Raw genomic sequence first — 25790 nt, 5'->3', positions numbered from 1 at the left:
GAGGAACCAACAATGAAAAAACAAACATACATCCGCCCCACCACAAGCGTACTGAACACCGTCTCCGAAGGCTTCATCTGCCAAACCATTCTATCCATTCCCATTGGTCAGGGTGGCGGCCCTGGCGGTGGCGGACAAGCCAAGGATGGATTCTTTGAAGAAGAAGACGAAGAAACATTCGACTCCTCGGAAGAAAAGCCCTGGGGAGAGGTGAGCTATTAGGTTCTGACGGAATGCTCTTCTGCCGGAATCATCTGCACAATCGCTGCGTGCCATCACCATTAAAAATAGCGGAGGTGACTTCCCGATATGCGGGAAGTCACCTCTTGCGTATCAGGAAGTCATCTCCCGCACATCAGGAGGTCATCTCCCGCACATCAGGAGGTCATCTCCCGCGCATCATGAGGTCATCTGCCATATATCGAAATAGCATTTGTCATACATTGGTAGACCATCTGCCATGCATCAGAAAATCATTTGTTATGTATTGGAATCGTATCTGCTATGCATTGGATTTATGTTTGCCGTGTATCAGGAGGTCATCTGCCATATATTGAAATTGTATTTGTCACCTATTGGGAACACTGTGCGCAAACAACCCCAACGGGGTTGGTCCGTTGGTAGAGCAGGGTTGGCGAGTGAAGCGAGCCTACCCTGTTTAAGTGCCACCCACCCATAACAACCCCAACGGGGTTGGTCTGTTTTCATAAAAAACTCCTCTAACTCAAGAGGGCAAAACTTCTCCCCGACCCGCCTCACTTAAGGGATTTAAACAGACCAAGACCTACGGCCTTGCTTTCTCTTTACACGTCGTAGACAGGGTAGGCTCGTTTCACTCGCCAACCCTGCTCTACCAACAGACCAACCGCTACGCGGTTGTTAGCGAAAGAGCACTTGATGTTTTGTGCACAGGCATCATTTACACCGCAAGAGGTGGTTTCTCGTACATCGTAAAGCACTCTTTCACATCGCGAGGCCATTTGTTATGCATCGGAATCGCATTTCTCATGCATCATGAGGTCATCTACCATATATCGAACTCGTATTTGTCACCTATTGGGAACACTGTGCGCAAACAACCCTGTAAGGGTTGGTCCGTTGGTAGAGCAGGGTTGGCGAGTGAAACGAGCCTACCCTGTTTAAGCGGCACCCACCCATAACAACCCCAACGGGGTTGGTCTGTTTTCATAGAAAAGCCCTCTAACTCAGGAGATCAAAATAATCCTTCCAACCTTCTAACTTAAGGGATTTAAACAGACCAAGACCTACGGCCTTGCTTTCTCTTTGCACGTCGTAGACAGGGTAGGCTCGTTTCACTCGCCAACCCTGCCCTGCCAACAGACCAACCGCTACGCGGTTGTTAGCGCGAGGGGTGTTTGGCATCTGTTCTGAATAAGTTGCCAATGGGTCAATCACTATGCGATAGAGGAGAGACCAAGACCTACGGCCTTGTTTTCTCTTTGCATATATTTTTGCCTCCCTGACGGTTTTGAGCGACTCAGTAGCACCATTTTTGTCTCCGCGACCGTTTTGAGCGACTCAGTAGCATCATTTTTGCCTCCGCAGCGGTTTTGAGCGACTCAGTAGCACCATTTTGGTCTCGGTGGCGGTTTTGAACAGTTCAGTGGCACCATTTTGGTCTCCGTGGCCGTTTTGAACAGTTCAGTAGCTCCATTTTGGTCTCCGCGATGGTTTTGAACAGTTCAGTAGCTTCCGCAGATGGTAGAGCAGAGTAGGCTCGTTTCACTCGCCTACCCTGCTCTACCCAACGGACCAACCGCTATGCGGTTGTTAGCAAAAGAGTACTTGGTGTTCTGTGCGCGAGCATCATTGACACCACAAGAGATGACTTCTCGCACATCGTAAGAAATTTTACGCCAGCATAAAGCCCGCAATGAGGGTGCCGTTGTATGCCCAGAGGTAAAGGGTGAGCAGCAACAGAACAAGGCGCAGGACAACGGCGGACCGAGGAGGCAACCGCTTCAAGAGGAAAGCGATGGCGAGGGGAAGGATGAAGAGCCAATGGGCTCCCATGATGTAGACCTCGTTGAGGCCAAAGCCCAAGACGAGATGTAGAAAGACATCGCAGCCCAACCACGAGAGGCAGAGCCACAGCAGGCGTTCGTGCCGCGCACACCATAGACCGAGAACGAAGAGTAGACAAATGGCTGCCTCGACAACATAGAAAACCCCATGATGATAGTGCACGATGACGGGGCGCGACACGAACATGTCTTCAAGCAGGTGTTCGCGATGCAGCTGTATCGACTCGCCAAAGACATTCTCGATCAGGCTCTGTAGTCGCGGCGTGTCTTTATCGGTCCACTTCAGTAAGGCATCGTTGCCCATTGGTCTGCCGATGATGCGATGCTTACGCGCCTCGTGCTCCAGACTTTTCTGCACAAAAATGCTATCCTTCTTGATTCGCATCGCCTCGATATGGGCCGACTCGCGTTGCCGCGGCAGCAACTGGAAAACATACTGCGCATAATAGGCGGCTCCGAGAAGAGCCAGCGGAAGGAGGGTGGAGAGGAGAAGGTGGCGTGGTCGAAAATAGGCCTTCCCATTGGCGAAGAGAGAGGCGAGCAGGGTTTTCGCTCCGTTGCTGAGTGTTACGCCGGCCGTGAAGAAGAAGAGCAGAGCCGTTTGCCACCAAGGCATGGGGCGATGACGGAGGAGGTTTCGACCGGCGAGGTAAAGGGTGAGCAGGAGGAGGAAGAGGGAGAAGAGAAAATGATCGGGGAGCATGGCGGCGAGCATCACCGAGGCAAAGGAGAACAGCAGGGCCGAGAGGAGAAGAGCATCCGTACGGCGCAGACCCACCAGTTCGGTCAGGATGCGGTGCATCAGCAGGAAAGACCATGTGGCGCAGACCGTGAGCAGGGCAGCCATGAGATAGATAGCGGCATTGAAATCGAAATGACGGATGATGGCGGCGTTGATCCAATAGAGGGGTGCGAGTATCGGGCCGAAGAGTGGGTGACGGGAGAGTTCGTAGAAAATCTTACCATTGGAGAGATAGATGCACGAGAAGGCATCGAAGCCGGAAACGTGGAACCGACCGTGGAAAAGCGTCCACAGTCCCATGTATCCCACCCGGGTGAACTCCTCGTGATAGCGATACAGCGTCAGAGCGTTTTGACAGGCAAAGACGAGGAAAGCCACCAGGGCAATGGGGCGTTCGTCCTTCTTGAGTTTGAACTTATTCATGCGTTGCGATTGGGATAAAGTGACGGTGGAGAGGATTATGCCGGGAGAAGATAGGAAACGAGGGCAGAAAGGTTCCAACCATAGAGCCAGATGGTGAGCAGCAGTACGAGGACGCGCAAAAGGCGAAGCGAGCCGCCGCGGAGCCTCATGAAAAGGCAGGCCAGGGCAAGAGGGACGACGTAGGCCCAATGGACCGTCATGATGTAGACTTCGTTGAGTCCGAAGCCCAGGCCCAGATGCAAAGCCCAGTCAAGCAGGGCAAAGGAGAGGGCCAGCTGCAAGAGCCGGTTGTAGCGGCCGCATATCACTCCTGCCAGAAAGAGCAACACGAGCAGGGCTTCGACGACGTAATTGACAACGCAGCGATAAGGCAGGATGACGGGACGGGTGCCGAAGAGGTCTTCCAGGAGATGGTCGCGATGCAGCTGAAAACTCTCGCCGAAGAGATTTTCTACGGTGGACGATAGGCGCGGGGTGGACACGTCCGTCCACCGCATGAACTCGCCCTGCATCATCGGCGTACCCATTTTCGGAGCCGTCTTTGGCGGTGGGCTCTGCCGTTGCAGTGTGGGGAGCTGCCTCTGTCGTACGGCCTTCTGCTTGGCGCGCGCCTCATGCCGAGCCACTTCGCCTGCCCAGACAAACTGTCGATATTCGAAACGCGAGAATTGCCACAGCAGAGCGGCTGGAAGCAAAACAGCCAGCAGGAGAAAATGGGGACGGAAGAAACCGCGGCCTCGTGTAAAAAGGGCCGCAAGAAATACTTTCAGACCGTTGTTGAGCGAAACGCCGGCCGTGAGGATGAAGAGCAGAAGGGTGGTCACGGTCGGGAGGGGAGCACGCTGGCGCAGATACAGTCCCGAGAGGTAGAGTGTGAGCAGGAGGAGGAAGAGGGAAAGGAGGAAATGGTCGGGGGCGATGGCCGAGAGCAGCACGTAGGCCAGGGAAAAGAAAAAGGCTGAGAGCAGACGGGCATCTGCCAAACATAAACTCAAGACATCGCGCAGCAGGCGATGCAGAAAAACAAAGGAATAGAGGGCACAGAAGAGCAACAGGGCGGCGGTGAGGAAGACGGCGCAGTTGATTCCGGTGAGCTGCATCAGTCCCTGATTCAGCAGGGAGAGGGGATAAACGAAGAAAGCGAGCAGGGGGTGGCGGTAGACGTTGTAGCCGGCCGACCACTCGCTGATGACCGAATAGGTGATGGGGTCGAAGCCCGAGAGGTGGAAATGGCGGATGAAAATCGTGCCATACTCAGCCCGTAGTGGTGTAAAAAGCGTCCAGTAGTGAGCGATGAGCAAGGCGTGGAGCGGCAGGAGTAGTCCCGAAAACAGGGCGACAGGGGCGAACTCCTCTCGGCGCAGTTGGAAGAGCGCGAAAATGCGCACACCGTTCTGTTTGAGAAAGAAACGCACCATCACGAAATTTACAGGTACGCAGATGGCGAACATGGGCAAGGGAGCCAGAGTTTTGCTCAGGCCCAAACGCAGAAAAAGGTTGAGAACGGCTAATTGCAATAGCCAGTTCACCGTATGTGATAGGGCGAATCCCGCACCACGTTTCACCGTCCGTTCCACCCGAAAGGTGAAGCGCGTGCTGGCCAAAAAGTTGAACACGAAACTCACACCATAGCCTACGCTCATGGCCAGGTTGTGGTCGATGGCGCAGACGAGGAGGGCGTAGATGGCGTATTGTATCAGTACGGCGGCCGTTCCCACGAGGGCGAAGCGCAGCATTTCGGCCGCTCGCTGGGGCCTACCGGGTTCGGAAGGGTTGAAAAAACGTTTGATGGGCATAGTTGAACATTTCTTGATCGCCCCGACTGTCGCCGTAGGCTGTGATATGACATTCGTGTCTCGGGGGCAGGAGGGGCTGGATGCGACGCACTTTCTCGGGACCGTAGCAGTTGGGCGTGGCAAATCGACCCGTGAGTCGGCCGTTGATCACCTCTACCTGCGTTCCCACGACATGCCCCTCGGGCAGTTGCGGAAAGAATGGCCTCACCCAGGTTTCAATACTGGCACTGACGACGAACACCATTTGCCCCTCGCTCTGTGCTTTTTCGAGCGTCTCGAGGCCCTGCGGCCGCAGCAGATGACGATGCTCACGGGCAAATGCGATACAGAGTTGGCGGAACTGCGCGACGGTCGTCCCTGCGAAGAAGAAGCTGAAGAGCCGCTCCTTGGCTCGGCCATTGGGATAGAGGTGTAGCTTCATGGACAGAAGCATGGGTAGATGGAGCAGGAGCCCGCACAACAGTCGTCGCCGTCCTTTGGCAAAGCGGATGAAGGCGAGCAGCGTGTCGCGAGTGGTGAGGGTGCCGTCGAAGTCGAATAGAGAGACGTTTATAGACATAGTTGACTAATTGACAAGTCCGAAAATCTCATCCCCAATAGATAATCACGACAAACGTCAGGAGCCAGGCCGCGACGAGGAGTTGCGTAAAGCGGTCGCGCAGGAGAAGCTTAGTCGGATCGCCGCTGCGTCGATCTACCACTGTGAGTTGGATGTATCGCAGGAGTCCGACGAGAACAAGAATACTCGTGAGGTAGAGGTTGGGGGCATGGAAGCGGGTCATCACCTCGGGCGACACCGTATACATGATATAGCACACCAACGTGACGCTGCCCGTGATGGTGATGGCTTGGTTGATGAAGGTGAGGTTGTATCGGATGGTGTTCTGCCGGGGAGGTTCACCTGTCTCGTTCATCCGCAGTACATCGTCGCGTCGCTTGGCAAAGGAAAGAAACAGAGCCAGGAGGTAGGTCATCAGTACGAGCCAGTTGCTCACTGTTACGCCCGTGGCAAATCCACCCACAAAGATGCGCAACACGAATCCGAAGGCTACCACACATACATCGACAATGGCATAACGCTTGAGTCGGGCGCAATAGGCCAGGTTGAGTACAAAGTAGAAGGCGATAACGATCCCCGCCTGCATTCGACCGATGGGAAGCAGCGTCACGAGCAGAACTGAGAGCACAACCATCCAACCCATCAGCGCATACGCCCACGACAGACTCACCGCGCCCGAGGCGATAGGGCGCGAACGCTTGACGGGGTGTCGACGGTCGGCCTCCACATCAATTATATCATTGAAACAATAGATGGCCGAGGCCGCAAAACTGAACGCAAAAAAGGCGATAATCCCAGAAAGGGAGGCCGACGGGGAGAAGAGCTTTCCGCCGAAGAACAACGGGATGAGCACAAATCCATTCTTGATCCACTGTTGTGGACGGAGAAGGCGCAAGAGGTTTCTCATTTTTCAAATCTCTTTATTAGAATATGCACGGTACGGTGGAGCATCCACGCCAGGGGGAGCGACAATAAAAGGCAGACGAGTGCCGTTCCCCAATAGGTGAGTCTCCAACGCTCCACATGCACTAACACGAAGTGGGCGTGAAGGAGATAGAGCTCCAAACTCAGACTGCCCAGGAATCGCAAGGCGTGCCTTACCCGCTCGGGGACAACTGAAAACAACTTGCTCAACAATAATAGGCTTGAGACTGACAGCGGGATGTACAACATTCGCTCTGCGAAAAGTGGGAACCGCCCATGCAACTGCTGCTCCATGTAGAGGCACGTGCCCAGCGGAAGGACTATCAGTAGGAGAAGAAGCCACAATGCGCTACCGGTTTCGGTTCGACTGTCACGCACCCATTGCCCGCAGTTCATCCCGAGGAGAAAGATGGGAATGCGACTCCAAAAAATCTCCAAATGCCCCACCGCATCATTCAAGGGCTTTACCCACTGCACCGCGCAACACCACACAATGGCTACTAATGGCAGCCATCGGTAGACGGGATGACGCGACACAAGTCGTACATAGCCCGGCGCGAGAAAGTAGAGCATCATCGTGGCGGGGATGTACCAAAAGGTGAGCTCGTCGTGCAACCAAAAATTCCAGTTGACGAGAATGTCGCCCAGGAGATCAATCGTGGCCCGAATATTGTGTCCCCCCTTGACATAGATCGGAATGTAATAAAGACAAGCCACGATCAACCAAGTGGGATAGATGCGTAGATAGCGACGGCGGAAAAATCTCCTAAGTCCCGTCCGCTCTGCCAGCGAGAACCAAAGGCCTACGCCGCTGAGGAAGAAGAAGAGGTCGACACCGATGTTGCCCATGCGGCGAAGGCCGAAAAAGGCATCCGTCCGGGGCAACGAGACATGGAAGAGAATGACGAAGAGAATGGCCAGCCCCATCAATTCGCTGCGGTATCGGCTGATTCCTGCCCACTGAAATTCTTTCAACTGCATCTTCCTACGGTGTTAATCGTTGAGGCGCGGCAGCGGAATGCGCCGGATGACTTGATGAAGCAACCATGCCAAAATGATAGACACGACGACGTAAAGCAACAGTCCTGTGTACAGATGGCCTTGATGAGAAAGGGGGATGATGACCTTTCGGGCAATAGGGTGAACCACAAATAGTGCAGCCGAGATACTTCCTAACCAGGTCAACATCTGCGAAAGAAGACCGAAAAAGGGAGCACTCGTCAGTGTTTTTGCCAACAAGAGGCCGCCCATACATACGATAGCGGGGGCGAAGGTCCACCCCACAAAGTTCAGACTCATAGCAAACACTAATCCGACGCATAACGCAACGCCTACAAAGAGCCGAATGCTTGTCTGACAAATGGTGCCAAGGGACTTTTCGAATCGGGCGTAGAGCAGTCCGAAACCGAAAGGCAACATTCCGCCCATCCAGTTATACCGATACCGGTTCATGGCATCTCCGTCGGGCGGAAGCAGTCCCTGCACCACCACGCAGACCGCGATCAGCACCGCCGTCACAGCCCAATGCCGCCGATAGAGCACCAGTCGATAGAGCAGATAGAATTGCATCATTAACCCGAAGAACCAATAAGGTCCGGGCCAAATCATGCGGTCGGGTTGCGAAAAGAGGTTGTTTAGCATTAACAATTGCGCTCCGATCTTCTCTATATCATAGTGCCAGGGATGCGGTGTGAGGGTATCCACGAGAAGGAAAATAGCAAAGCCCACAGCCATCAGGCGAAAAAGTTTAAGGTAATGGGTTGCCATGAAACCCAAGACGCTGCGCACCCGTTTGGTGAGAGTTCTTGGGGGCGACTGTAAAAGCTTGCCGGCGTACTTCTTTTCCAGTCCGTATGCACTCAGAAAAAGGAAGATGGGCACGCCGTAATGCCCGAAAAACGACAGCAGATGCAGAGGCAACCGGCTATCGGGGTGTTGCAACACAGAGAGCAATCCGTCTACGTTTCCCTGTCGAAAGGTGTATTCGTTCTCCCGCACAATCGAGCCGAGCCAATGACAATAGTTGTGCAACACAATGCCGATGATAGCCATTCCGCGCAACAAGGCTCCCTCGGCACGCGTTATTTCGGGACTGCGAAGCGGATGATCAGGGATGAAGCGTGTCATAATCGGTTTTTCCTTTCAAAATTCTCGGTCGGCGTTCGTTGTACGTCGGACTCAGAAGGTTGTTCTCTTCTTTGTAATCTCGTGTGTGGATGCCAGCCAGGTAGAGCAGCAGATGTGGCAAAGCGTCGGTCATGAATCGGCGGTGGCGAGCCTCAATCACTGCCCGATAGACCTCGGGATGGCGAAGCACGTAACGACGCGAACACCATATCCAAAACGGAATTTCAAATTCATACTTGGCCAAGTCGTAGTCGATTTCTGCCGAATGATTACGACAAATCAAGCCACGGTTGCCTTCATAACATTCTTCTCCATGATCGGGGACATAGATGACGATGGCTTCCTCACGCTCAAAACGGCGTATCACCTGATCTACCACCGAGTCGTTGTACAGCACGGCGTTGTCATACTCCGCCAGGACCTGCCTTTGTCGTCTCGTCAGATCGGGTCGCAGGGTTTCGTAATCGGTCCCCGTCCACCGTCCTCTGTTGGTAGGATAGCGTTGCTTGTACGTCACATGTTGTCCCATGAGGTGAAAAATGGTGAGGTTGTGCGCGGTGTTCTGCTCTCGCAAACGGTCGTATTCGCCCAGCAGACTCTCGTCAAAACGATATACTCGATCGTTGCGTGTATCGAATTGAGCCTGACTCAGCACCGGATGATTGAGGAAGAAACCGCCGCTGAAGTCGTAGACCGCTTCACGGGCCTTGGGTAAAAACTGGTTGGTGATGAACGTAACGTGATAGCCTGCCTTGCGAAACAATTCCGGGAAAAGCGGATAGTCACACCACTCGCCTTTGCTTCCTACATCGTAAAGCGAAAAAAGATGTTTGAAGACAAAGCTCGTCAGGTTCCAAGGCGACACCACATCGGTGAACTTTATCAGTCTTCCGCTCCGCTCTCGGCGTATTTGTCGCGGCGTGGTGGGCATGGTATAACCGTACATCTGGGCATGATGCTTGCCGTAACTTTCGCCGATAATCAACACGATATGTGGACTTTTATATTCACAGCTGTCTACTGTTGCTCGGGTGGAGGCAGTTATGAGCTGGTCGATTTGCTGTGCAGCAAGCGTATTGGCATACAAGCTGAAGACCAATCGGTAAACAGGCTGATAGAGAACGGCATGTTTATCTTCGGTCAATCGGTGCTCCACTTCGCCGATATTACGTCCCGACATCAGTCGTATCATCGCAGTCTTGTTATGTGCCGACAGACAAACACTCCATATCAGCCCCCCCGTGAAAAGGACACCGCCGACCCATGTCGTCGTCATAGCCTGTTGAAGAATTGGCTTTTTGAGTTTGTCTATCAGTAAGCGGCCTTCTTCTCGCCATCGTTCCGGTGCAAAATGGCGCAATACAAACAGTGTATGCACCCCTGCGACGAGCAAAATCCAGCCTACTTTACTGAAGAGAAGGTCGAAAGAAAGATAGGTTGCCAAAAATTCGCCGGCCTCTCTTCCATTGGTTTCGGCTACCAACAGTAGCATTGTTGGCGTAAGGGTCGAGCCGAATTGGGCATAACAATACACGTCTATCGCTGCTGTTGCATATATAATAAGGTAGAGCAGCGCGCGCAGCCAAGATCGCAGACACCGAGGGATGAGCGCAAGAATTGCGCACAACACATAGACATCTACCAATAGTTCGGCATAGAGATATTCATAAAGATGTGCTCCGCGGCCGACTGGAAGTGTACACCAGGCACAGACCATACCCAGTACGTACATGAAAAAAAAGAAAGTGGCATTGACCCGCAAGGGCCAAAACACCCCGCGGAAGAGTCTCGTTGTGAATTCTAAAAACTTCATTCAAAGTGTCGCTTAGTGCAAAAGTACGCTTTTTGCCGTGGATAACAATGCCCCACAGTGATAAATTCGCATATGGACACCTCTTTCCCTATAGAGGAACAACCTGTTTGGACCTTTTGCTTTTCATTTCTTTAGTCTCCTTCGTTTCTTATTCTGCCTCTTTTTTGTATCTTAGCCGTTCAGAAACTCAAAACTTCCAGAAATGAAAACATTTATATTCTGGTTGAAATTCAGTCTGTTTGTCATTGTCGACCTTGCGTTTAGCCTCCTTGTTATTGGGCTTTTTATAGACGACTATCGAGAACTCTCGATAGGTCTTCTCATCAGTTCTATTCCCATCGCATTGATGCTCTTCGTGGGGTGTCCAAAATATCCGTTTTGTCCTGAGCTTAGAGAGGAAGAGGAAAACGACGAATAGTCTCCGTGTTTCCCTTTCCTTGCCTACCAGTCGTGCCTGTTTCGCCTCCCCTTTTGGACGAATGTTACCATATAAGAGCTAACAGGAAACGGTAAATGAAGAGTGTCGACTCGTCTGGCTTTATCTGAATACCCTTTCCTGTTACAAAAAGGATGGAGCCCCAAAAGGAATTCCTACTGTAAAAAGGAAAAAAGGAGCGCGGCAAAAGGTTCTTCTGCCGCGCTCCTTCTTTATAGAAACGCAATGGGATATCGGGCGAATCGTCCCCGATAGAAATCAACTTTACTTGATGCCCAAAGCTTGTTTGGCCGTTTCGTTATTGGGATCGATAGCCAAGAGTTTATTCCAATAACCATCAGCCGTGGCTTTGTCATTCTTCACCAAGTAGTAATAGCCCAAATATCGGTAGGCTTCCATCAAACGAGCAGTGTCGGCTCGGTCTCTATCGGCTTTATCTGCGAGAGACGTAACAATGGCTTCATAGAAAGGCTTTGCAAGTCCTTCTTTGGTCTCGGGGTCGAGATTCGAATTGATACGGGCACGCATGAAGTTAGCAAAGTCGATATTGGCCGGAAACTTCTCGCCCAATTGAGCATAGATCTCATCAGCCTTCTTCAACGTTTCCTTTTGCTTATCACCGGTTTGCTTTGAGGCCATATTCATGTAGATAGTAGCTAAGCCGGCCATATCACTTGCCGTTTTCTTCGAAGCGTTTTCGAGGTAAGCTGCATAATAGGTGGTGGCTTGCTCGAAATCTTCCTTAGCAAGATATAGATCGGAGAGAGATTTCCGGTTGCTGTTCAGCAGTTCGGCGTTGTCTTTGTTTTCTTCCATTGCCTTTTTAAACATCTCGATAGCCTTATCGTATTGCTTATCGTTTTTCAGGGCCGTACCATAATAGGTATAGTCGAAACCCGAAAGTTTGGCACTGTCTGAAGCGTTGAAAAGAGCATCGGCATATTTCAAGGCTTCAGCGGTCTGCTCCATGTCCGTGAGATTATAGAAGGCAAGGCGATTCCAAGCAGCTTTCCGGGGATTCCGGGTCAAACCATATTTGGCCATCTCCAAACTTTTGTCGCGCTTTTGCAGCATCCAGGCCTCTGTTGCGTAGTTGGTGATGTCGACATCTTCCAGTTTATTCTTGTCGGTCACCTTGTCATAGTATTGCAAACTCTGATCAAGACGGTTTGAAGAATAAAGGATGCGGGCTGCCAAAGCATCAACAGCGATGTCCGGCCGCTGCGTACGAAGATCGTTCAGTTTAGCAACAGCTTCCTCCGGACTGCGTCCGCGATAGATATTGGCATACTTAAAATATCCTTCCGGCTCTTTAGGATCGAAATAAATAGCCTGTTGGTACCAACTGGCTGCAGCTCCACCATCATCTTTCAGCACCTCAAGATCGCCCAGGAGAATGTAACCCTGCGCATAGTTTTTGTTCGCTTTAATGGCGAGATTGGCGTAAACCTTGGCATTGGCAGTGTCTTTCGCCTCATAATAGGCACGTCCTATACCTGCAAGCACCTCTGCATTTTTCTTGTTCTTTTTGAATACTTCTTTTACTTGGTCTTTTGCGGCCGCCGGATTCTCCTTAATCACTTTCGAGATGGCATCAATTGTGGCTTTGTTGTCCTGTGCCTTCAATGGTGCATGGAGACCCGTCGCCAATACACCGATGAGTAGATATTTAATTGCTTTCATAATCTTATTTTCTAAAGTTTGTTCAACATGTTGATTGTTATTAAGACGTAGCAGGGCGATAAATGTTTTGTCTATTGATTAACATTAACATCCCTTATGGTTATGTTACCCTGTACGGGCAGCAACCCCGACTTAAGAATAATCATTTGTCCCTTTGGTGAGGCAATGAATTGGGCAAATCCCCAAGGCAATCCGTTGTAAGGGTCGTTCAATAAGGCATAGATCGTGCGAATCAAGGGATAATTCCCGTTATATATATAATATTGGTAAGGCTTCCAACTATTGGCAGGTGTGCCCTTGTCTTTTTTGCTTACCGACATTAAACGAATGTTCTTGTTAAAGGTGAGGTTGGTGGTATCTCGCTTATCGTTCAGCCAATTACTACCGATAATACCTATGGCGCCTGGTGTTTTTTCCACGTAGTCGATCACTTCTGCAGTCTTGTTAGTAGCCACCGCATTGGGATTGATGATCGGTTTCCCACCTAACACCGAGTCTTCGACAAAGTGTACAGTGCTCGACTTTCTGTTATCGAAGACTACAATAATGTCTCCTCTTTTCGAACCGGGGAATAAATCGGCCCACGTTCTTACTTCTCCTCTCAGCACTCTGGCAAAATCTTTCACAGAGATGCAAGTATCGTTATTGTTTTTGTTAACAATCAACGCCAATCCGTCGTATGCCAGTTTGATGGTCTGTGGACGGAACTGTCGATCGATAAAGTTTTGATATTCTGCTTTCTTTAGGTCGCGACTGGTGATGACCAAATTCACGCTGCCTTTAAGAAGCCGATTAATCCCATCCGACTCGTTTGTGTAAATGGGATTTACTTTTGCATTTGGATATGTAGACTGAAAAATATTCCGTTCTTCGTCGATAATGGGACTAAAACTTTCGTCAGAGGCGAAACGAATCACCCCTGACGAATATGTATCTGTCCGCCCGTCTTTGCGCTTCCGCTCTCCGCAGGAAGCCAAGACGTAAGCACACAGTGTTAATCCTACTAAGATGTAAGATGTGTATTTCTTCATAAAAGCCTGTTATTGCAATCTGAATGACACCGGAACGTTGTACTTCACACGTACAGAAGAGCCATTTTGCTTACCGGGAATCCAGTTAGGCATGCTCTTTACCACACGGGCTGCTTCTCTATCCAATGAAGGGTCTACGGAACGAGCCACCTTCACGTCGGTGATAGAGCCATCACGCTCTACAACGAACGAGATAACGACACGTCCCTGAACACCGTTCTCTTGTGCTACAACGGGATATACAACGTTCTTTCTCAAGAATTCCATTAAGGCAGCATCGCCTCCGGGGAAGGTAGGCATTTGCTCCACCACCTCGAAGATCTTTGTTTCCACTTCGGGTTTGGGCTCAGGTTGTGCCACCACTTCCTTAATCTTGAGTACTTCACCATTAGCGTCATCGTTACCCTTTACATCAAGCGCACCGATAGCGGTTTTGGTGGTCATAATCTCTTCTTGCGTCTTCAGCTCGTCTTCAGGTTTTACTTCACTATCTTTCTTGATAACAGGTGCGGTAAACTTCACCGAGCTTTTCACACGTTCAACCACTTTCTCGGGTTCAACATTCACTTTCGGTTTCTGTTTTACCTCTGCTTTCTTCTTTACCTTATCAAGAGCAGAAAGTTCGTTGGCCTGTGTAACGGCGACTGCCTTCTGATTCGCTTCTATCACGCTTTTAATTGCAACGAACGAGAACAGGACTACAGCAGCAGCAAGTACAGCGAACATAGCGATAATGTTTCGCTTGGTAGTTCCCTTGCGGAGTTTGTAAGCACCATAAGCTTGGTTCTTACCTTCAAACACCAAGTCGACCCAATCGCCTGCAACCAAATCTATCTTTGACATTGTTCTTTCCTTTTTAATTATTAATTAATGAGGTCACAACATTACTCAATTCCTCGTTTCTTGAGAAGCTCAAGATCCTGGGGATTGATTTTGTCAATGACATACTTACCAATACTGCATATCTGCATTTCGTCGAGAACATCTACCAAGTTCTTGTAAGAAGCTTTATCGGTGGCCTTGATGATAATGGTCAAGGTTGGGATTTTCTGCCCATCCACTTCTCCGCCTTTAATTTTGGAAAGAGCCTTATCGTACTCTGCCTGTGTAAATTTGGAGTCGTTCAACTTCTTTTGATCCAGTTTTCTCTTAGCAGCCATAATTGCCTGAACAGGAATCGATCCGTCTTCCGTTTGGTGATTCTGGAGCACTTTACGAATACCGTCTGCGCCCCATGTCGTTTCTTGAAGAATGGAGGGATCGCTGTAATTGGGCAATCCATCGACGTGATAAATCTTGTTGTTTCCGGCTACATAGATCGTAATGGTCTGTGAAGCCTTTGTTACCGACTTATCTGCATCTTGCATGTTCTTATCGTTACTCGGCATACTCAATTCCATCGTCTGTGGCTTAGCCAGCGAGGTACAAAGCATGAAGAACGTGATAAGAAGCATCATCATGTCCACCATAGGGGTGAAGTCAACGCGGACGTCTTTCTTTTTTTGTTTTCCGCCGCCTTTGCCTTGTTCAACTAATTCTGCCATTCTTTATTCCTCCACCTTTTTGTACGATGTAATCAAATAGTACCGGTTCTCACTCATGTCCTGTAGTTCTGACATTACTTTCTTCACAACAGCGTACGGAGTACTCTCGTCTGCCTTGATGGCGAGTTTGACATCAGGGTTTTGAGTGCGAGCTTGTTCTACCCAGAGTTGGAACTCACTCTTTTTGCCGTCGATACTGTCTGTAGGGATGCCATGATTTTTCAGTTCACCAGCCATCTCTGTTTCAGAAAGACTGAGATAAGAAGAGAGGTCGCTCATGGGTACCCCCCACATAGCGTCTTTCTTGAACTTATGCATCTGGGCCTTTGTCAGCTCTACACCAAATTGACCAGCCATCCCTTCAAGAACGGCTTGTGTGTCGTTTTGGTTGTCCATGCTCATGAATATCTTCCCGGTTTTATCGACCAAGATATTCAAAACATTCTTCTCGGGGACTTTGATTTCCGATACCGAGCCTGGCGTCACAACTTTTACCGGTTCGTTCTTTACAAATGTTGAGGTCAACATGAAGAACGTCAGCAGAAGTACCATGACGTCGCTCATCGGAGTCATGTCTATCCAAGTAGACTTCTTCTTAATTTTTACTTTACCCATAGTGATATAAGGATTAAAGGGTTAGTAAAAATTAAACTTCGTCTTCGTGATTGGCTTCGTATGTCTGAGCAATAGAATAACCAACCTCATCAACGGCGTAAGTCAGCTTGTCAATCTTATTGGTAAAGAAGCCATAAGAAATAACAGCAAACCAAGATGTTGTGATACCGAAGGCCGTATTGATCAGAGCCTCAGAAATACCGGCAGACAATGCGAGAGAGTCGCCACCACCACCGGCAGCCAAAGCCTGGAACGATTTGATCATACCCGTTACCGTACCGAGAAGACCCGTCAGCGTACCCAGTGTTACCAAAGTGGCGAGAATCGGGAGGTTCATCTGCAGCGTAGGCATTTCGAGCTGTGTAGCTTCTTCGTGAGCCTGCTGAATCTTAGCGATCTTCTGGGCTTTCTTAATGCCGGTTGCTGCTTCCATCATCTTGTAAGCGTTCAGCGAAGCAGATACGACATTGGCTACAGAGCCTTTCTGCTTGTCGCAGAGCTGTTGTGCCTTGTTGAAGTCTTTCTCATTGAGGGCGGCTTTGATGTTCACCACGAACTTGGTCAAGGAGCCTCTTCCGAAAGCATTACGCAGAGCCAACCAACGCTCTACAGAGAGTGCAAGCACGGTCAAGAGCAAGGTCTGAATCACCGGAACCACCAAACCACCTTTGTAAATGGTGCCCCAGATGTCCAGCGGATGTCCTTCGGGATCGCCACCTTGGAAGTGAATAGGATTGCCAAGATAGAACTTGAAGAAGCATGCTGCTACGATGAAACAGCAAACGATTACCCAAAATGCTGCTCTAATACCTTGAAAGCCCTGTGATTTTTTAGCAGGGCTGGCTGTCTTTTGTGTTGCCATAATTGAATGTTTAATTTTTAAATTGTTAATAAATATTTAAGCTTATATTTGTCTTTGAGAGGTGTTCGGCTCATGCCTTTTCCTTTGCACATTTAGGGAATAACGCCCTTAATGGTTTCGCAAAGATAATAATTTATACATAATGCGGAACTCAATTAAGAAGTTTTAACGGGTAAAAGCTGCGAAAGTAGGGCTTGTTTTGCGCAATTAGCAGTTTTATGTTCTGATTTGCCTGCCATTTGTTAGTGTTCTATCGCTTTTCCTATCCTATTAACACCTTAAGTGCTGCTTCGTCATACCAAAAGATGGATCCTGGGAGCAGAAACGGAGCGCACAGACACCGCCCACCAGACTGCATCGAGACTGAAAACCGTCGTTTTATCTCAACTGTGCCAGGGCTTCTTTGATGCGTTTCATGGCCTCGCGGATGTTGTCATCGCTGGTGGCATAGCTGATTCTGAAGCATTCGGGGTCGCCAAAGGCATCGCCACCCACTGTTGCCACGTGTCCCACTTCGAGGAGGTACATGGCAAAGTCGGAAGCATTGTTAATCGCATAACCATCGAAACGTTTACCAAAGAAGCTGCTGCACTTGGGGAACAGATAGAAAGCCCCCTCGGGCACGTTCACTTCCAAGCCCGGAATGTCTTTAGCCAGCTTCACGGTGAGATTTCTTCGCCGTTCAAAAGCCAGGCGCATGTCTTCCACGCAGCCTTGATCGAGGGTGTAAGCTGCCTCTGCCGCCTTCTGACTCACAGAGCACGCACCGCTGGTATACTGCCCTTGCAGTTTGTTGCAGCCTTTCACAATCCACTCCGGGGCCGCCATGAAACCGATTCTCCAACCCGTCATGGCGTAGGCTTTCGACACCCCGTTGACGATGATGGTGCGTTCTTTCATTCCTTCAAACTGAGCGATGCTCTCATGGTTCCCTATATAAATAATGTGTTCGTAGATCTCATCTGCCAGAACGAACAGATTCTCGTGTCGTTTGATTACCTCTGCCAATGCTTTTAGTTCGGCTTTGGAGTATACGCTACCTGTTGGATTACTGGGCGAGCAGAGTATCAACAGTTTGGTTTTCGGCGTGATAGCAGCTTCCAGCTGCTCGGGTGTCATCTTGAAGTTTTGTTCAAATCCGGCGTTCACATAGATAGGATTTCCTCCGGCCAGCTTCACCATCTGAGGGTAGCTCACCCAGTAGGGCGCAGGGATAATCACTTCGTCGCCCGAATTGACCAAAGCCATCACCGCATTGCAGACGCATTGCTTGGCTCCATTAGAGGTCATCACCTCGTCTACGGTATATTCCAGTTGGTTTTCTCTTTTCAATTTGGCCACAATTGCCCGTCTCAGTTCTGCGTAGCCAGGGACAGGAGAATACTTCGAGTAGTTTTCATCCACGGCTTTTTTGGCCGCAGCCTTGATGTTGTCGGGCGTAGGGAAGTCGGGTTCGCCCACGCTCAGGTTGATGACATCTATCCCTTGGGCTTTCATCTCGCTGCTTTTCTGCGACATGGCCAAGGTGGCAGAGGGTGAAAGTCGGTTGAGTCTGTCAGATAATTGTGCCATATACATTGTATTTTGAAAGTTAGATATGCAAATTTACTTAATTATATTGATTGCGGCGAAAGAAAATTGTCTTTATTTTTTGTTCTTTGATAAAACGCTGGTTCACTCTTCTGCAGACACGTCTTTTTCTTTTTGGGTAAGCACTGTAACTTGTTGATTATTAAACATTTGCGGAACGATCTGTAAAAGCTAAGCTTTTAGAAGCCAAAAGCTAAGAAAACAGACTTCAAAAGCTAAGAGAATGCCATGCAAAAGGTAAGAGATGAAATCGTGATTGGCGATTGAGAATTGACAATTAAACTCATGTTAGGCTCAACGAGAGAGAATCGATGCATGCCGTGCGTTATGAATTCTCTTGTTTTTTTACCGTATACAAAACTGCACATAAGTTTTGGAAATGCGCAGATAAGACTGTACCTTTGCACAGAATTTTGAAATGTGTGCAATGAAAGAGATACCGAGCTTCAATTCGTATATCGAAAGAAGCATCACAGAACATTGGGAACAAGATGCCCTGACCGACTATAAAGGCCGGACATTACAGTTTCACGATGTGGCCAGAAAGATTGAAAAACTGCACATCCTGTTCGAAAATGGCGGACTCTGCAAGGGCGACAAGATTGCCATCTGCGGGCGAAACAGCGCACATTGGGCCGTGACCTTTCTGGCTACGCTCACCTATGGGGCGGTGGCAGTGCCGATACAGAGCGAGTTTACGCCCGATCAGATTTATCATATCGTGAACCATTCGGAGGCGAAACTGCTGCTCGTGGGCGACCTTGTGGCTCCTCATATTCAGCCAGAGCCTATGCCGGGCATTGAAGCACTGATCTATCTGCCCGACTTCTCTCTGCTGGCGAGCCGCTCCGAGCGACTTTCCTTTGCTCGCGAACACCTCAATGAACTGTTCGGAAAGAAATATCCCAAATATTTCCGCAAGAAACACGTGGCCTATCATCGAGACACGGCAGAAGAATTGGCCTTGATCAACTATACAAGCGGTACGACGGGCTTCTCAAAAGGGGTGATGTTGCCCTACAGGGCCTTATGGGGCAATCTCGACTTTCTGCTCCATGACATCGCGCCTCACCTCCCGCGGGGATGCCACTTCTTGAGCATTCTGCCCATGGCGCATATGTATGGGCAGATGTTCGAGTTTCTTTTGGCTTTCTGCATCGGGGCGCACAACTTCTTTATCACCCGTCAACCCTCGCCAACGCTCATCGTCGAGGCTTTGCAGCAGGTGCGACCCGCGCTGGTGTCTGCCGTTCCGTTGATGGTAGACAAGATTGTGCGCAAGAAAATCTTCCCACAGGTACAGAACAATCGGGTAAAACTGTTGCTGAACATGCCGGTTATCGGTCGGAAAGTGCGGCAACGGCTGTGCGAAATGGTGCGCGATGTGTTCGGTGGGAACGTCTATGAGGTGATTGTCGGCGGTGCCAGTCTGAATAAAGAGATAGAAGAGTTTCTTACGTCTATCGGCTTTCCCATCACCATCGTGTATGGAACGACGGAGACGGCACCGGTGATTACTTTTACCGACCACAAGAAATTCGTGCCCGGCTCTTGCGGTATGCCCGTCAGACATATGGACGTGAAGATTGCAGGCAGTGTTTCGGCCGACGTTCCGGGCGAAATCGTGACACGAGGCCTCAACGTGATGCACGGATATTATAAAAACGAGGAGGCCACTCGCCAGGTGATCGACGAGGAAGGCTGGTTCCACACGGGCGATTTGGCCACGATGAGTGCCGACGGACATATCTTTATTCGTGGAAGAATCAAGAATATGTTGCTCGGTTCGAATGGGCAGAACGTCTTTCCCGAAGAGATTGAAAACCAACTCAACTCGATGGCGATGGTGAACGAAAGCCTCGTGGTGCAGGAAGGCGAACGATTGGTGGGCTTGGTCTATCCCGACACCGACGAGATGGAGGCTCTCGGCCTCTCTGTCGACGACCTCGAGGGCGTGATGGAGCAGAATCGACAGGAGCTGAACCTGCTTCTCCCTTCTTATTGCAAACTGTCGGCCATCCGTCTGCACGAGACCGAATTTGAAAAGACACCCAAACGCAGCATCAAACGCTATTTATACCAACATCTCTAACACACCAATAAAATGGAAAATATACCGAGTTTTAACGCATACATCCAGAAAAGTATTCAAGACAATTGGGACTTGGATGCATTGACCGACTTTAAAGGACAGACGTTGCAATACCATGATGTGGCCCGCAAGATTGAAAAGCTGCACATCCTTTTCGAACATAGCGGCGTGAAACGGGGCGACAAGGTGGCTCTTGCCGGGAGAAATAGTGCCGGTTGGGCGGTGGCCTTCCTGGCTACGCTCACCTATGGAGCTGTGGCAGTGCCTGTTCTGCATGAGTTTACACCCGATCAGATGCACAACATCGTCAATCACTCGGAAGCAAAACTGCTCTTTGTGGGCGATGTCGTGGCCACAACGATCGACGCAACCAAGATGCCCGCACTCGAAGGCATCATCTATCTGCCCGACTATTCTTTGGTGCTGTCGCGCACCGATAAGCTTACCTATGCCCGAGAACATCTCAACGAAATCTTCGGAAAGAAATATCCTAAGTATTTCCGTCGCGAACACGTGCAGTATTACATCGAAGAGCACCCCGACGAACTGGCTCTCATCAACTATACCAGTGGCACCACGGGCTTCTCTAAGGGCGTTATGCTGCCTTATCGCGCCCTGTGGGGCAATCTCGACTTCGCCTTTCAGGTGCTCGGTGCACATGTGAAGAGCGGCGATCCTGTTATTAGCATTCTGCCTATGGCCCATATGTATGGCATGGCGTTCGAGTTTCTCTTCGAGTTTTGTCACGGATGCCATATCTATTTCTTGAGTCGCATCCCCAGTCCGGCCATTATCGCGCAGGCTTTTGCCGAGATTCGCCCCGTGGTGATTATCGCTGTGCCGCTGGTTATCGAGAAAATCATTCGCAAAAAGGTGTTCCCCAAGATTCAGAACAACAAGATGCGACTGCTACTCAATATGCCTGTCATTAGTAAAAAGGTGAATCAGAAAATCAAAGAGCAGGTGGCCGCAGCCTTTGGTGGCCGGTTTTATGAGATTATTATCGGTGGGGCGGCATTCAATCGTGAGATCGAGGCTTTCTTAAAACGCATCGACCTGCCTTTCACCGTGGGCTATGGAGCCACAGAATGCGCTCCGATCATCACCTATGCCGACTATCACGACTTCGTTCCCACATCTTGTGGACGGCCAGTGGTGCATATGGAGGTGAAGATAGATAGTCCTGACCCGCAGCATACGCCTGGAGAGATTCTCGCACGCGGCACCAACACGATGTTGGGCTACTATAAAAATGAGGAGGCTACGCAGCAGGCTCTCGATGCCGAGGGCTGGTATCATACGGGCGATTTGGGCTTGATGGATGCTCAGGGCAACGTCTTTATCAAGGGTCGGTCGAAGAATATGTTGCTGGGATCGAACGGACAAAATATCTATCCCGAGGAAATAGAAGACCAACTCAACTCGATGATGCTCGTTACCGAAAGTTTGGTGGTGCAAGAGGGCGATAAGCTCGTGGGTTTGGTCTTCCCCGACTACGATGAAGCACAGAATCTGGGACTCAATGCTGACGACTTGGTCAGCTTGATGGAACAGAATCGCCAACAACTCAACGCCACACTGCCTGCCTACTGCAAACTCGCCGCCATCGAAATTCATAACGAGGAGTTTGAAAAGACACCCAAAAAGAGTATCAAACGCTATCTCTATCAACGATAAGTAGAGGAAGAGAAGAAGGAAGGGACGAAAGAGGCAGAACGTAGAAGATGAGAAAAGGAGAAGCTTGTCGGATTAAAATGCTAACTTTGCCCCCAAAGAAGATGATTAGTAAAGCGAAAATCAAATTCATCCACTCGCTGGAACTGAAAAAAAATCGGACGGCAGAGGGGCTCTTCGTAGCCGAAGGTCCAAAGGTGGTACGAGAACTGATGCGCGTTGCTTCACCTCGATTGGTGGTGGCCTGCGAGGCCTGGCTTCGGGAGAATCACCCTCCGGCAGAGACGGAAGTGCTCTGTGTGAGCGACGAGGAACTGCAAAAGGCGAGTCTTCTCAAAACTCCGCAACAGGTGGTAGGGGTCTTTCCGAAGTTCTCGACTGAGGAAAAAAATCTCAAACCCATCGAGACGGAAGATTTGACGTTGATGCTTGATGGCGTACAAGACCCGGGTAACCTCGGCACAATCGTCCGTATTGCCGACTGGTTCGGCATCCGTCGCATCATCTGTAGTCTCGACACGGCCGATGTCTACAATCCTAAAGTGGTGCAATCTACAATGGGAAGCATTGCCCGCGTCAGGGTAGAATACGGAGATCTCGACGCTCTCCTCGATGCTCTCCCTGCAAACTGCCCTATTTATGGGACAATGCTCGACGGTGAAGACCTCTTTGCACATCCCTCTCTTGTGCCCCACGGCGTCGTTGTCATGGGAAACGAGGGACGCGGTCTCTCGCTCCCTATCCGAAAACGCATCAAACAGACCTTGTTGATCCCTTCTTTCCCTAAAGGAGTGGAAACGGCTGAGAGTCTGAACGTGGCTGTAGCAACAGCTATCGTCTGTGCAGAATTGCGGCGAAGGGGTGTCGCCGGCAATCCCTAAAGTTATTTTTCATAGATTCTTTGGATTGGGACAAGGCAGAAGAATCTCTATTTGACCAATCGATAAACAAAATAAAAATGGAAACAGAATTGTATAAAGACCGAAGTGTTTCGGGCTGTATCAAAGCAGGGGCAGCGTTGCTATTGACTCATTTCTCCACTCTTATTTGTCGGCTTTGGATCCCTGGCCTGCTCTATGCTCTGGTGTCGGGCGGGCTTTACCTGCTGTTCACAACTACACTCTTGGGCGAAGGTGCAGCTGAAGGCATTAGGCTTGCCGAGAGTCTCCTCTTTTTGGGAGGCGAGATGGCAATAGTGGCTCTCTTCGGGTATGTCTTAGCCGGAGTAATGGGCTTGCTTCAGGAAAACGGTGTCAAGGCTAATCTGATGAAGGCGATGAAGATAAGTTTTCTCTTGGGTGCACTCCTCTTTGCGATAGGACAGATTGTTGTTCTGGCTATCGGAGGTTTCGGACTTGCACCGACGGGAGTGACGATAGCCGGAGCTTCCTCTTCTGTCTGGATGTGGGCTTTATTGATCATTGCAACGGGAGGACTGTTGCTTTTAGTGCCCTTTCATTACGTGACAATAAAGTATTTCTTTTGTCGGGAAGCAAAGTTGCGGAAACACTTGTTGCCCTTTTACGTCACGGGATTGAGGCATTGGGGCTTTCTCTTCGGTATCAGTTTCTTCACAACTTTCATCGCTGTGGTGGTGGGAGCACTACTCTTCTTGCCCGTGAGCATCTTGTTTTTGGCTCAGCTACAGTCTGCCGTGGGGCAGTCGATAGGTGATGCATCGGGCTTGCCGACTTATTTTCCTCTATTGCAATTCGCAAGTGTTGCACTCTGCACCCTCCTCTTTCTCTTTATCTCTGTTTGGGCTCTCTTCGTCTCCTATTATGCCTTTGGGGCCATCGAAGCCCGTGGAGCGAAGAGTTAAGGGAAGAATCGTCTCCTGAACCGCTATTGCTTATGTGGTAGACATGCTTCTAACGAGGAGTTAATGAGGAGAGTCGGAGATGCGCTTTGGGAGTGAAGGCCTCTTGTGATGTTGGTGGCAAAATCCTTACTTGATTCTATAAAAAATGTTTTCTTGCAACTATCCGTCTGTCCGGTTCGTCTTACGGATGATTATTTATTTAAAAAGGAGAAAATATGAAACATCGATTTTTTGTTTTGATGGCCGCGTTATGTATCGCGGGTGTGGGTTTTGCCTCTTGTTCTTACGGTACGAACTACCGAAAGAAGCTACGTATGACGACAACGCGAGAGTTGACCTATTTTAAACGTATTGTGCTTTTAGCACCTTATGACGTGCATTTTGTACAAGGTGGGAAGAGTGAAGCGAAGATGATCGGTACGCAAGAGGAATTAAAGAATATCATATTGCGAGTGAGTGGTGAGACTTTGTACATCGAACGGGTGAAGAAAAGAGGATTCTCTTTTGGAAAAGACTCGGAAGTGGACATCTATCTGACATCCCCTGACCTCATTTCCTTAGAGATGAAAGGCTCAGGCGACTTCTCTGTCATCAGGAAGATGGACACAGATGTACTGACAGTATCGCTTATCGGTAGTGGAGATGTCAAATTTGGACAGGTGATTTGCGATCAGCTCCGGGTCTCTCTAAATGGTAGTGGCGACGTAAAGTTCGATGGAGTGAGTTGTCAACGCGCCGAGGTTCGGCTTAAAGGCTCAGGCGATATGACCCTGAAACAGCTTCAATCCGATAGAATAGAGTTTTCACTCTACGGTAGTGGTGACATAGAAGCAGGCTTACAGAATTGCGGAGCGGTGAAGACTGAACTCTTTGGAAGCGGCGATATCAAGCTATGGGGTTCGACTCGGTCGTTGGATAAGACCGTGCATGGCAGCGGAGAAATACAGATAGATCGGCTCAACGTTCGGTAAGAAGGAAAGGCTTTTTGCAGGATGGCAAAATCCCCGTACCTTTGTGCAAGAAAAACAATAAAGAAAAGACATGACACTTCAACAATTGGAATATGTAATGGCAGTGTTTCGCTTTCGGCATTTCGCCAAGGCTGCCGAACATTGTGGCGTTACACAGCCCACGCTCAGTTCGATGGTGCAGAAGCTGGAAGACGAATTGGGTGTGAAACTCTTCGACCGGAAGAGTCAGCCCATTGCCCCAACGCCCACCGGAAGATTGGTTGTAGAGCAGGCTTGGAAAGTATTGCTACGTGCACGAAAGCTGAAAGAGACGGTGGAAGAAGAGAAACATTCGTTGCAAGGAACGTTTACCATCGGCATCTTACCCACCATTGCACCCTACCTTATACCGCGCTTTTTTCCGCAACTCATGAGAACATATCCTGATATGGACGTGCGTATCGTGGAAATGAAGACAGAGGACATGAAGCGAGCTTTGGTGCGTGGCGATGTAGATGCTGGTATTCTGGCACAATTAGAAGGGCTGGACGAGTTTGAGAGCATACCGTTGTTCTACGAACAGTTCTTTGCTTACGTGGCAGAAGGCGATCCTCTCTTTGACAAAGAAAGCATCAAGACGGCCGACTTGACGGGAGAATATCTCTGGTTGTTGGATGAAGGACATTGCTTTCGCGACCAATTAGTGAAGTTTTGCCACCTGAAAGCCGCTTCAGCTGCGAAGAAAGCCTATACGCTGGGTAGCATCGAGACGTTTATGCGTATTGTAGAGAGTGGAAAAGGACTTACCTTTATTCCGGAGTTAGCCGTGTATCAGCTGGAAGAGAAGCAACGACGCTTGGTGCGTCCCTTTGCCATTCCCGTACCAACACGCGAGATTGTGATGATCACTGGTAAAAACTTTATCCGTAAAACCCTGCGCAGTCTGCTGGTCGAAGAGATCCAAGCGGGCATACCTAAAGACATGTTGACATTGAGACAGACTCAGAAAAGGATCTGAAAAGAGGCCTGTCTTCCCTTCAACGTATACTTGAAGGCTTTTGG

The 25790-nt window shown here is 49.7% G+C and carries 24 protein-coding genes; 8 read left to right on the top strand and 16 right to left on the bottom strand.

The features are described from left to right. Positions 1-12: 12 nt before the first annotated feature. Positions 13-222 carry a hypothetical protein gene (locus J5A66_RS02765; RefSeq protein WP_211790934.1) on the top strand — a complete coding sequence of 70 codons (210 nt, stop codon included), beginning with the start codon at positions 13-15 and terminating at the stop codon, positions 220-222. A gap of 581 nt (positions 223-803) precedes the next feature. On the opposite strand, the gene J5A66_RS02760 is transcribed toward J5A66_RS02765, so the two are convergent. The 9 genes from J5A66_RS02760 to J5A66_RS02720 all read right to left on the bottom strand — a co-directional run bounded on the left by J5A66_RS02760 (position 804) and on the right by J5A66_RS02720 (position 10429). Then, entirely contained in the window at positions 804-980 is a 177-nt protein-coding gene (locus tag J5A66_RS02760; protein ID WP_211790933.1) for a hypothetical protein, read from the bottom strand. Positions 981-1200: 220 nt separating this feature from the next. Beyond that, positions 1201-1383, bottom strand: coding sequence for a hypothetical protein (locus J5A66_RS02755; protein ID WP_211790932.1), 183 nt, complete (start codon positions 1381-1383; stop codon positions 1201-1203). Positions 1384-1872: 489 nt separating this feature from the next. Beyond that, positions 1873-3210, bottom strand: coding sequence for a DUF6080 domain-containing protein (locus J5A66_RS02750; protein WP_211790931.1), 1338 nt, complete (start codon positions 3208-3210; stop codon positions 1873-1875). 35 nt (positions 3211-3245) lie between these two features. Further along, a complete protein-coding gene (locus J5A66_RS02745) occupies positions 3246-5006 on the bottom strand; it encodes a DUF6080 domain-containing protein (RefSeq protein ID WP_211790930.1) in 1761 nt (586 codons plus the stop codon). Further along, positions 4966-5565 carry an HAD family hydrolase gene (locus tag J5A66_RS02740; protein WP_211790929.1) on the bottom strand — a complete coding sequence of 200 codons (600 nt, stop codon included), beginning with the start codon at positions 5563-5565 and terminating at the stop codon, positions 4966-4968. The genes J5A66_RS02745 and J5A66_RS02740 overlap by 41 nt, the downstream gene beginning before the upstream one ends. A 28-nt stretch (positions 5566-5593) precedes the next feature. Next, on the bottom strand, positions 5594-6472 hold the full coding sequence (locus tag J5A66_RS02735) for a decaprenyl-phosphate phosphoribosyltransferase (RefSeq protein WP_211790928.1): 879 nt from the start codon (positions 6470-6472) through the stop codon (positions 5594-5596). Continuing rightward, positions 6469-7470 carry an acyltransferase gene (locus J5A66_RS02730; RefSeq protein WP_211790927.1) on the bottom strand — a complete coding sequence of 334 codons (1002 nt, stop codon included), beginning with the start codon at positions 7468-7470 and terminating at the stop codon, positions 6469-6471. The genes J5A66_RS02735 and J5A66_RS02730 overlap by 4 nt, the downstream gene beginning before the upstream one ends. Before the next feature lie 12 nt (positions 7471-7482). Then, the gene (locus tag J5A66_RS02725; protein WP_211790926.1) at positions 7483-8616 is read right to left on the bottom strand and encodes an acyltransferase; all 1134 of its coding nucleotides are present in this window, start codon (positions 8614-8616) and stop codon (positions 7483-7485) included. Next, entirely contained in the window at positions 8597-10429 is a 1833-nt protein-coding gene (locus tag J5A66_RS02720; RefSeq protein WP_211790925.1) for a phosphoethanolamine transferase, read from the bottom strand. The genes J5A66_RS02725 and J5A66_RS02720 overlap by 20 nt, the downstream gene beginning before the upstream one ends. 202 nt (positions 10430-10631) lie before the next feature. On the opposite strand from J5A66_RS02720, the gene J5A66_RS02715 reads away from it, so the two are divergent. Next, positions 10632-10847 (top strand): hypothetical protein, encoded by a 216-nt coding sequence (locus J5A66_RS02715; RefSeq protein ID WP_211790924.1) that lies wholly within the window; start codon positions 10632-10634, stop codon positions 10845-10847. A gap of 282 nt (positions 10848-11129) precedes the next feature. Here J5A66_RS02715 and J5A66_RS02710 read toward each other — a convergent pair whose 3' ends face one another. From J5A66_RS02710 to J5A66_RS02680, 7 genes are all read right to left on the bottom strand, one after another. Further along, complete coding sequence (locus J5A66_RS02710) at positions 11130-12548, bottom strand: hypothetical protein (RefSeq protein ID WP_211790923.1); 1419 nt, start codon at positions 12546-12548, stop codon at positions 11130-11132. Between the two features lie 71 nt (positions 12549-12619). Continuing rightward, positions 12620-13579 carry a PstS family phosphate ABC transporter substrate-binding protein gene (locus J5A66_RS02705; RefSeq protein ID WP_211790922.1) on the bottom strand — a complete coding sequence of 320 codons (960 nt, stop codon included), beginning with the start codon at positions 13577-13579 and terminating at the stop codon, positions 12620-12622. Between the two features lie 9 nt (positions 13580-13588). After that, on the bottom strand, positions 13589-14422 hold the full coding sequence (locus tag J5A66_RS02700) for an energy transducer TonB (protein ID WP_211790921.1): 834 nt from the start codon (positions 14420-14422) through the stop codon (positions 13589-13591). A 41-nt stretch (positions 14423-14463) separates the two neighbouring features. Continuing rightward, a complete protein-coding gene (locus J5A66_RS02695; protein ID WP_211790920.1) occupies positions 14464-15123 on the bottom strand; it encodes a biopolymer transporter ExbD in 660 nt (219 codons plus the stop codon). 3 nt (positions 15124-15126) lie between these two features. Further along, positions 15127-15738, bottom strand: a complete 612-nt coding sequence (locus J5A66_RS02690; protein WP_211790919.1) for a biopolymer transporter ExbD — start codon at positions 15736-15738, stop codon at positions 15127-15129. 31 nt (positions 15739-15769) lie between these two features. Next, a complete protein-coding gene (locus tag J5A66_RS02685) occupies positions 15770-16603 on the bottom strand; it encodes a MotA/TolQ/ExbB proton channel family protein (protein WP_211791407.1) in 834 nt (277 codons plus the stop codon). 375 nt (positions 16604-16978) lie between these two features. Then, positions 16979-18172: a pyridoxal phosphate-dependent aminotransferase gene (locus tag J5A66_RS02680; RefSeq protein ID WP_211790918.1), complete on the bottom strand. Its 1194-nt coding sequence runs from the start codon at positions 18170-18172 to the stop codon at positions 16979-16981. A gap of 445 nt (positions 18173-18617) precedes the next feature. On the opposite strand from J5A66_RS02680, the gene J5A66_RS02675 reads away from it, so the two are divergent. The 6 genes from J5A66_RS02675 (at position 18618) to J5A66_RS02650 (ending at position 25746) form a co-directional block, all read left to right on the top strand. Beyond that, entirely contained in the window at positions 18618-20282 is a 1665-nt protein-coding gene (locus J5A66_RS02675; protein WP_211791406.1) for an AMP-binding protein, read from the top strand. 12 nt (positions 20283-20294) lie between these two features. Then, positions 20295-21959, top strand: coding sequence for an AMP-binding protein (locus tag J5A66_RS02670; RefSeq protein WP_211790917.1), 1665 nt, complete (start codon positions 20295-20297; stop codon positions 21957-21959). A gap of 101 nt (positions 21960-22060) precedes the next feature. Next, a complete protein-coding gene (locus J5A66_RS02665; protein WP_211790916.1) occupies positions 22061-22837 on the top strand; it encodes an RNA methyltransferase in 777 nt (258 codons plus the stop codon). Between the two features lie 77 nt (positions 22838-22914). Then, positions 22915-23778, top strand: coding sequence for a hypothetical protein (locus J5A66_RS02660; RefSeq protein WP_211790915.1), 864 nt, complete (start codon positions 22915-22917; stop codon positions 23776-23778). Positions 23779-23993: 215 nt separating this feature from the next. Then, positions 23994-24749: a GIN domain-containing protein gene (locus J5A66_RS02655; protein ID WP_211790914.1), complete on the top strand. Its 756-nt coding sequence runs from the start codon at positions 23994-23996 to the stop codon at positions 24747-24749. A 70-nt stretch (positions 24750-24819) separates the two neighbouring features. Next, the gene (locus J5A66_RS02650; RefSeq protein ID WP_211790913.1) at positions 24820-25746 is read left to right on the top strand and encodes a hydrogen peroxide-inducible genes activator; all 927 of its coding nucleotides are present in this window, start codon (positions 24820-24822) and stop codon (positions 25744-25746) included. Positions 25747-25790 lie beyond the last annotated feature (44 nt).

This window comes from Prevotella sp. oral taxon 475, assembly GCF_018127805.1.
In the GTDB taxonomy this organism is placed as follows: domain Bacteria; phylum Bacteroidota; class Bacteroidia; order Bacteroidales; family Bacteroidaceae; genus Prevotella.
Note: the sequence above shows the minus strand (reverse complement) of the source record. Positions and strands in the feature narration are given on the sequence as shown.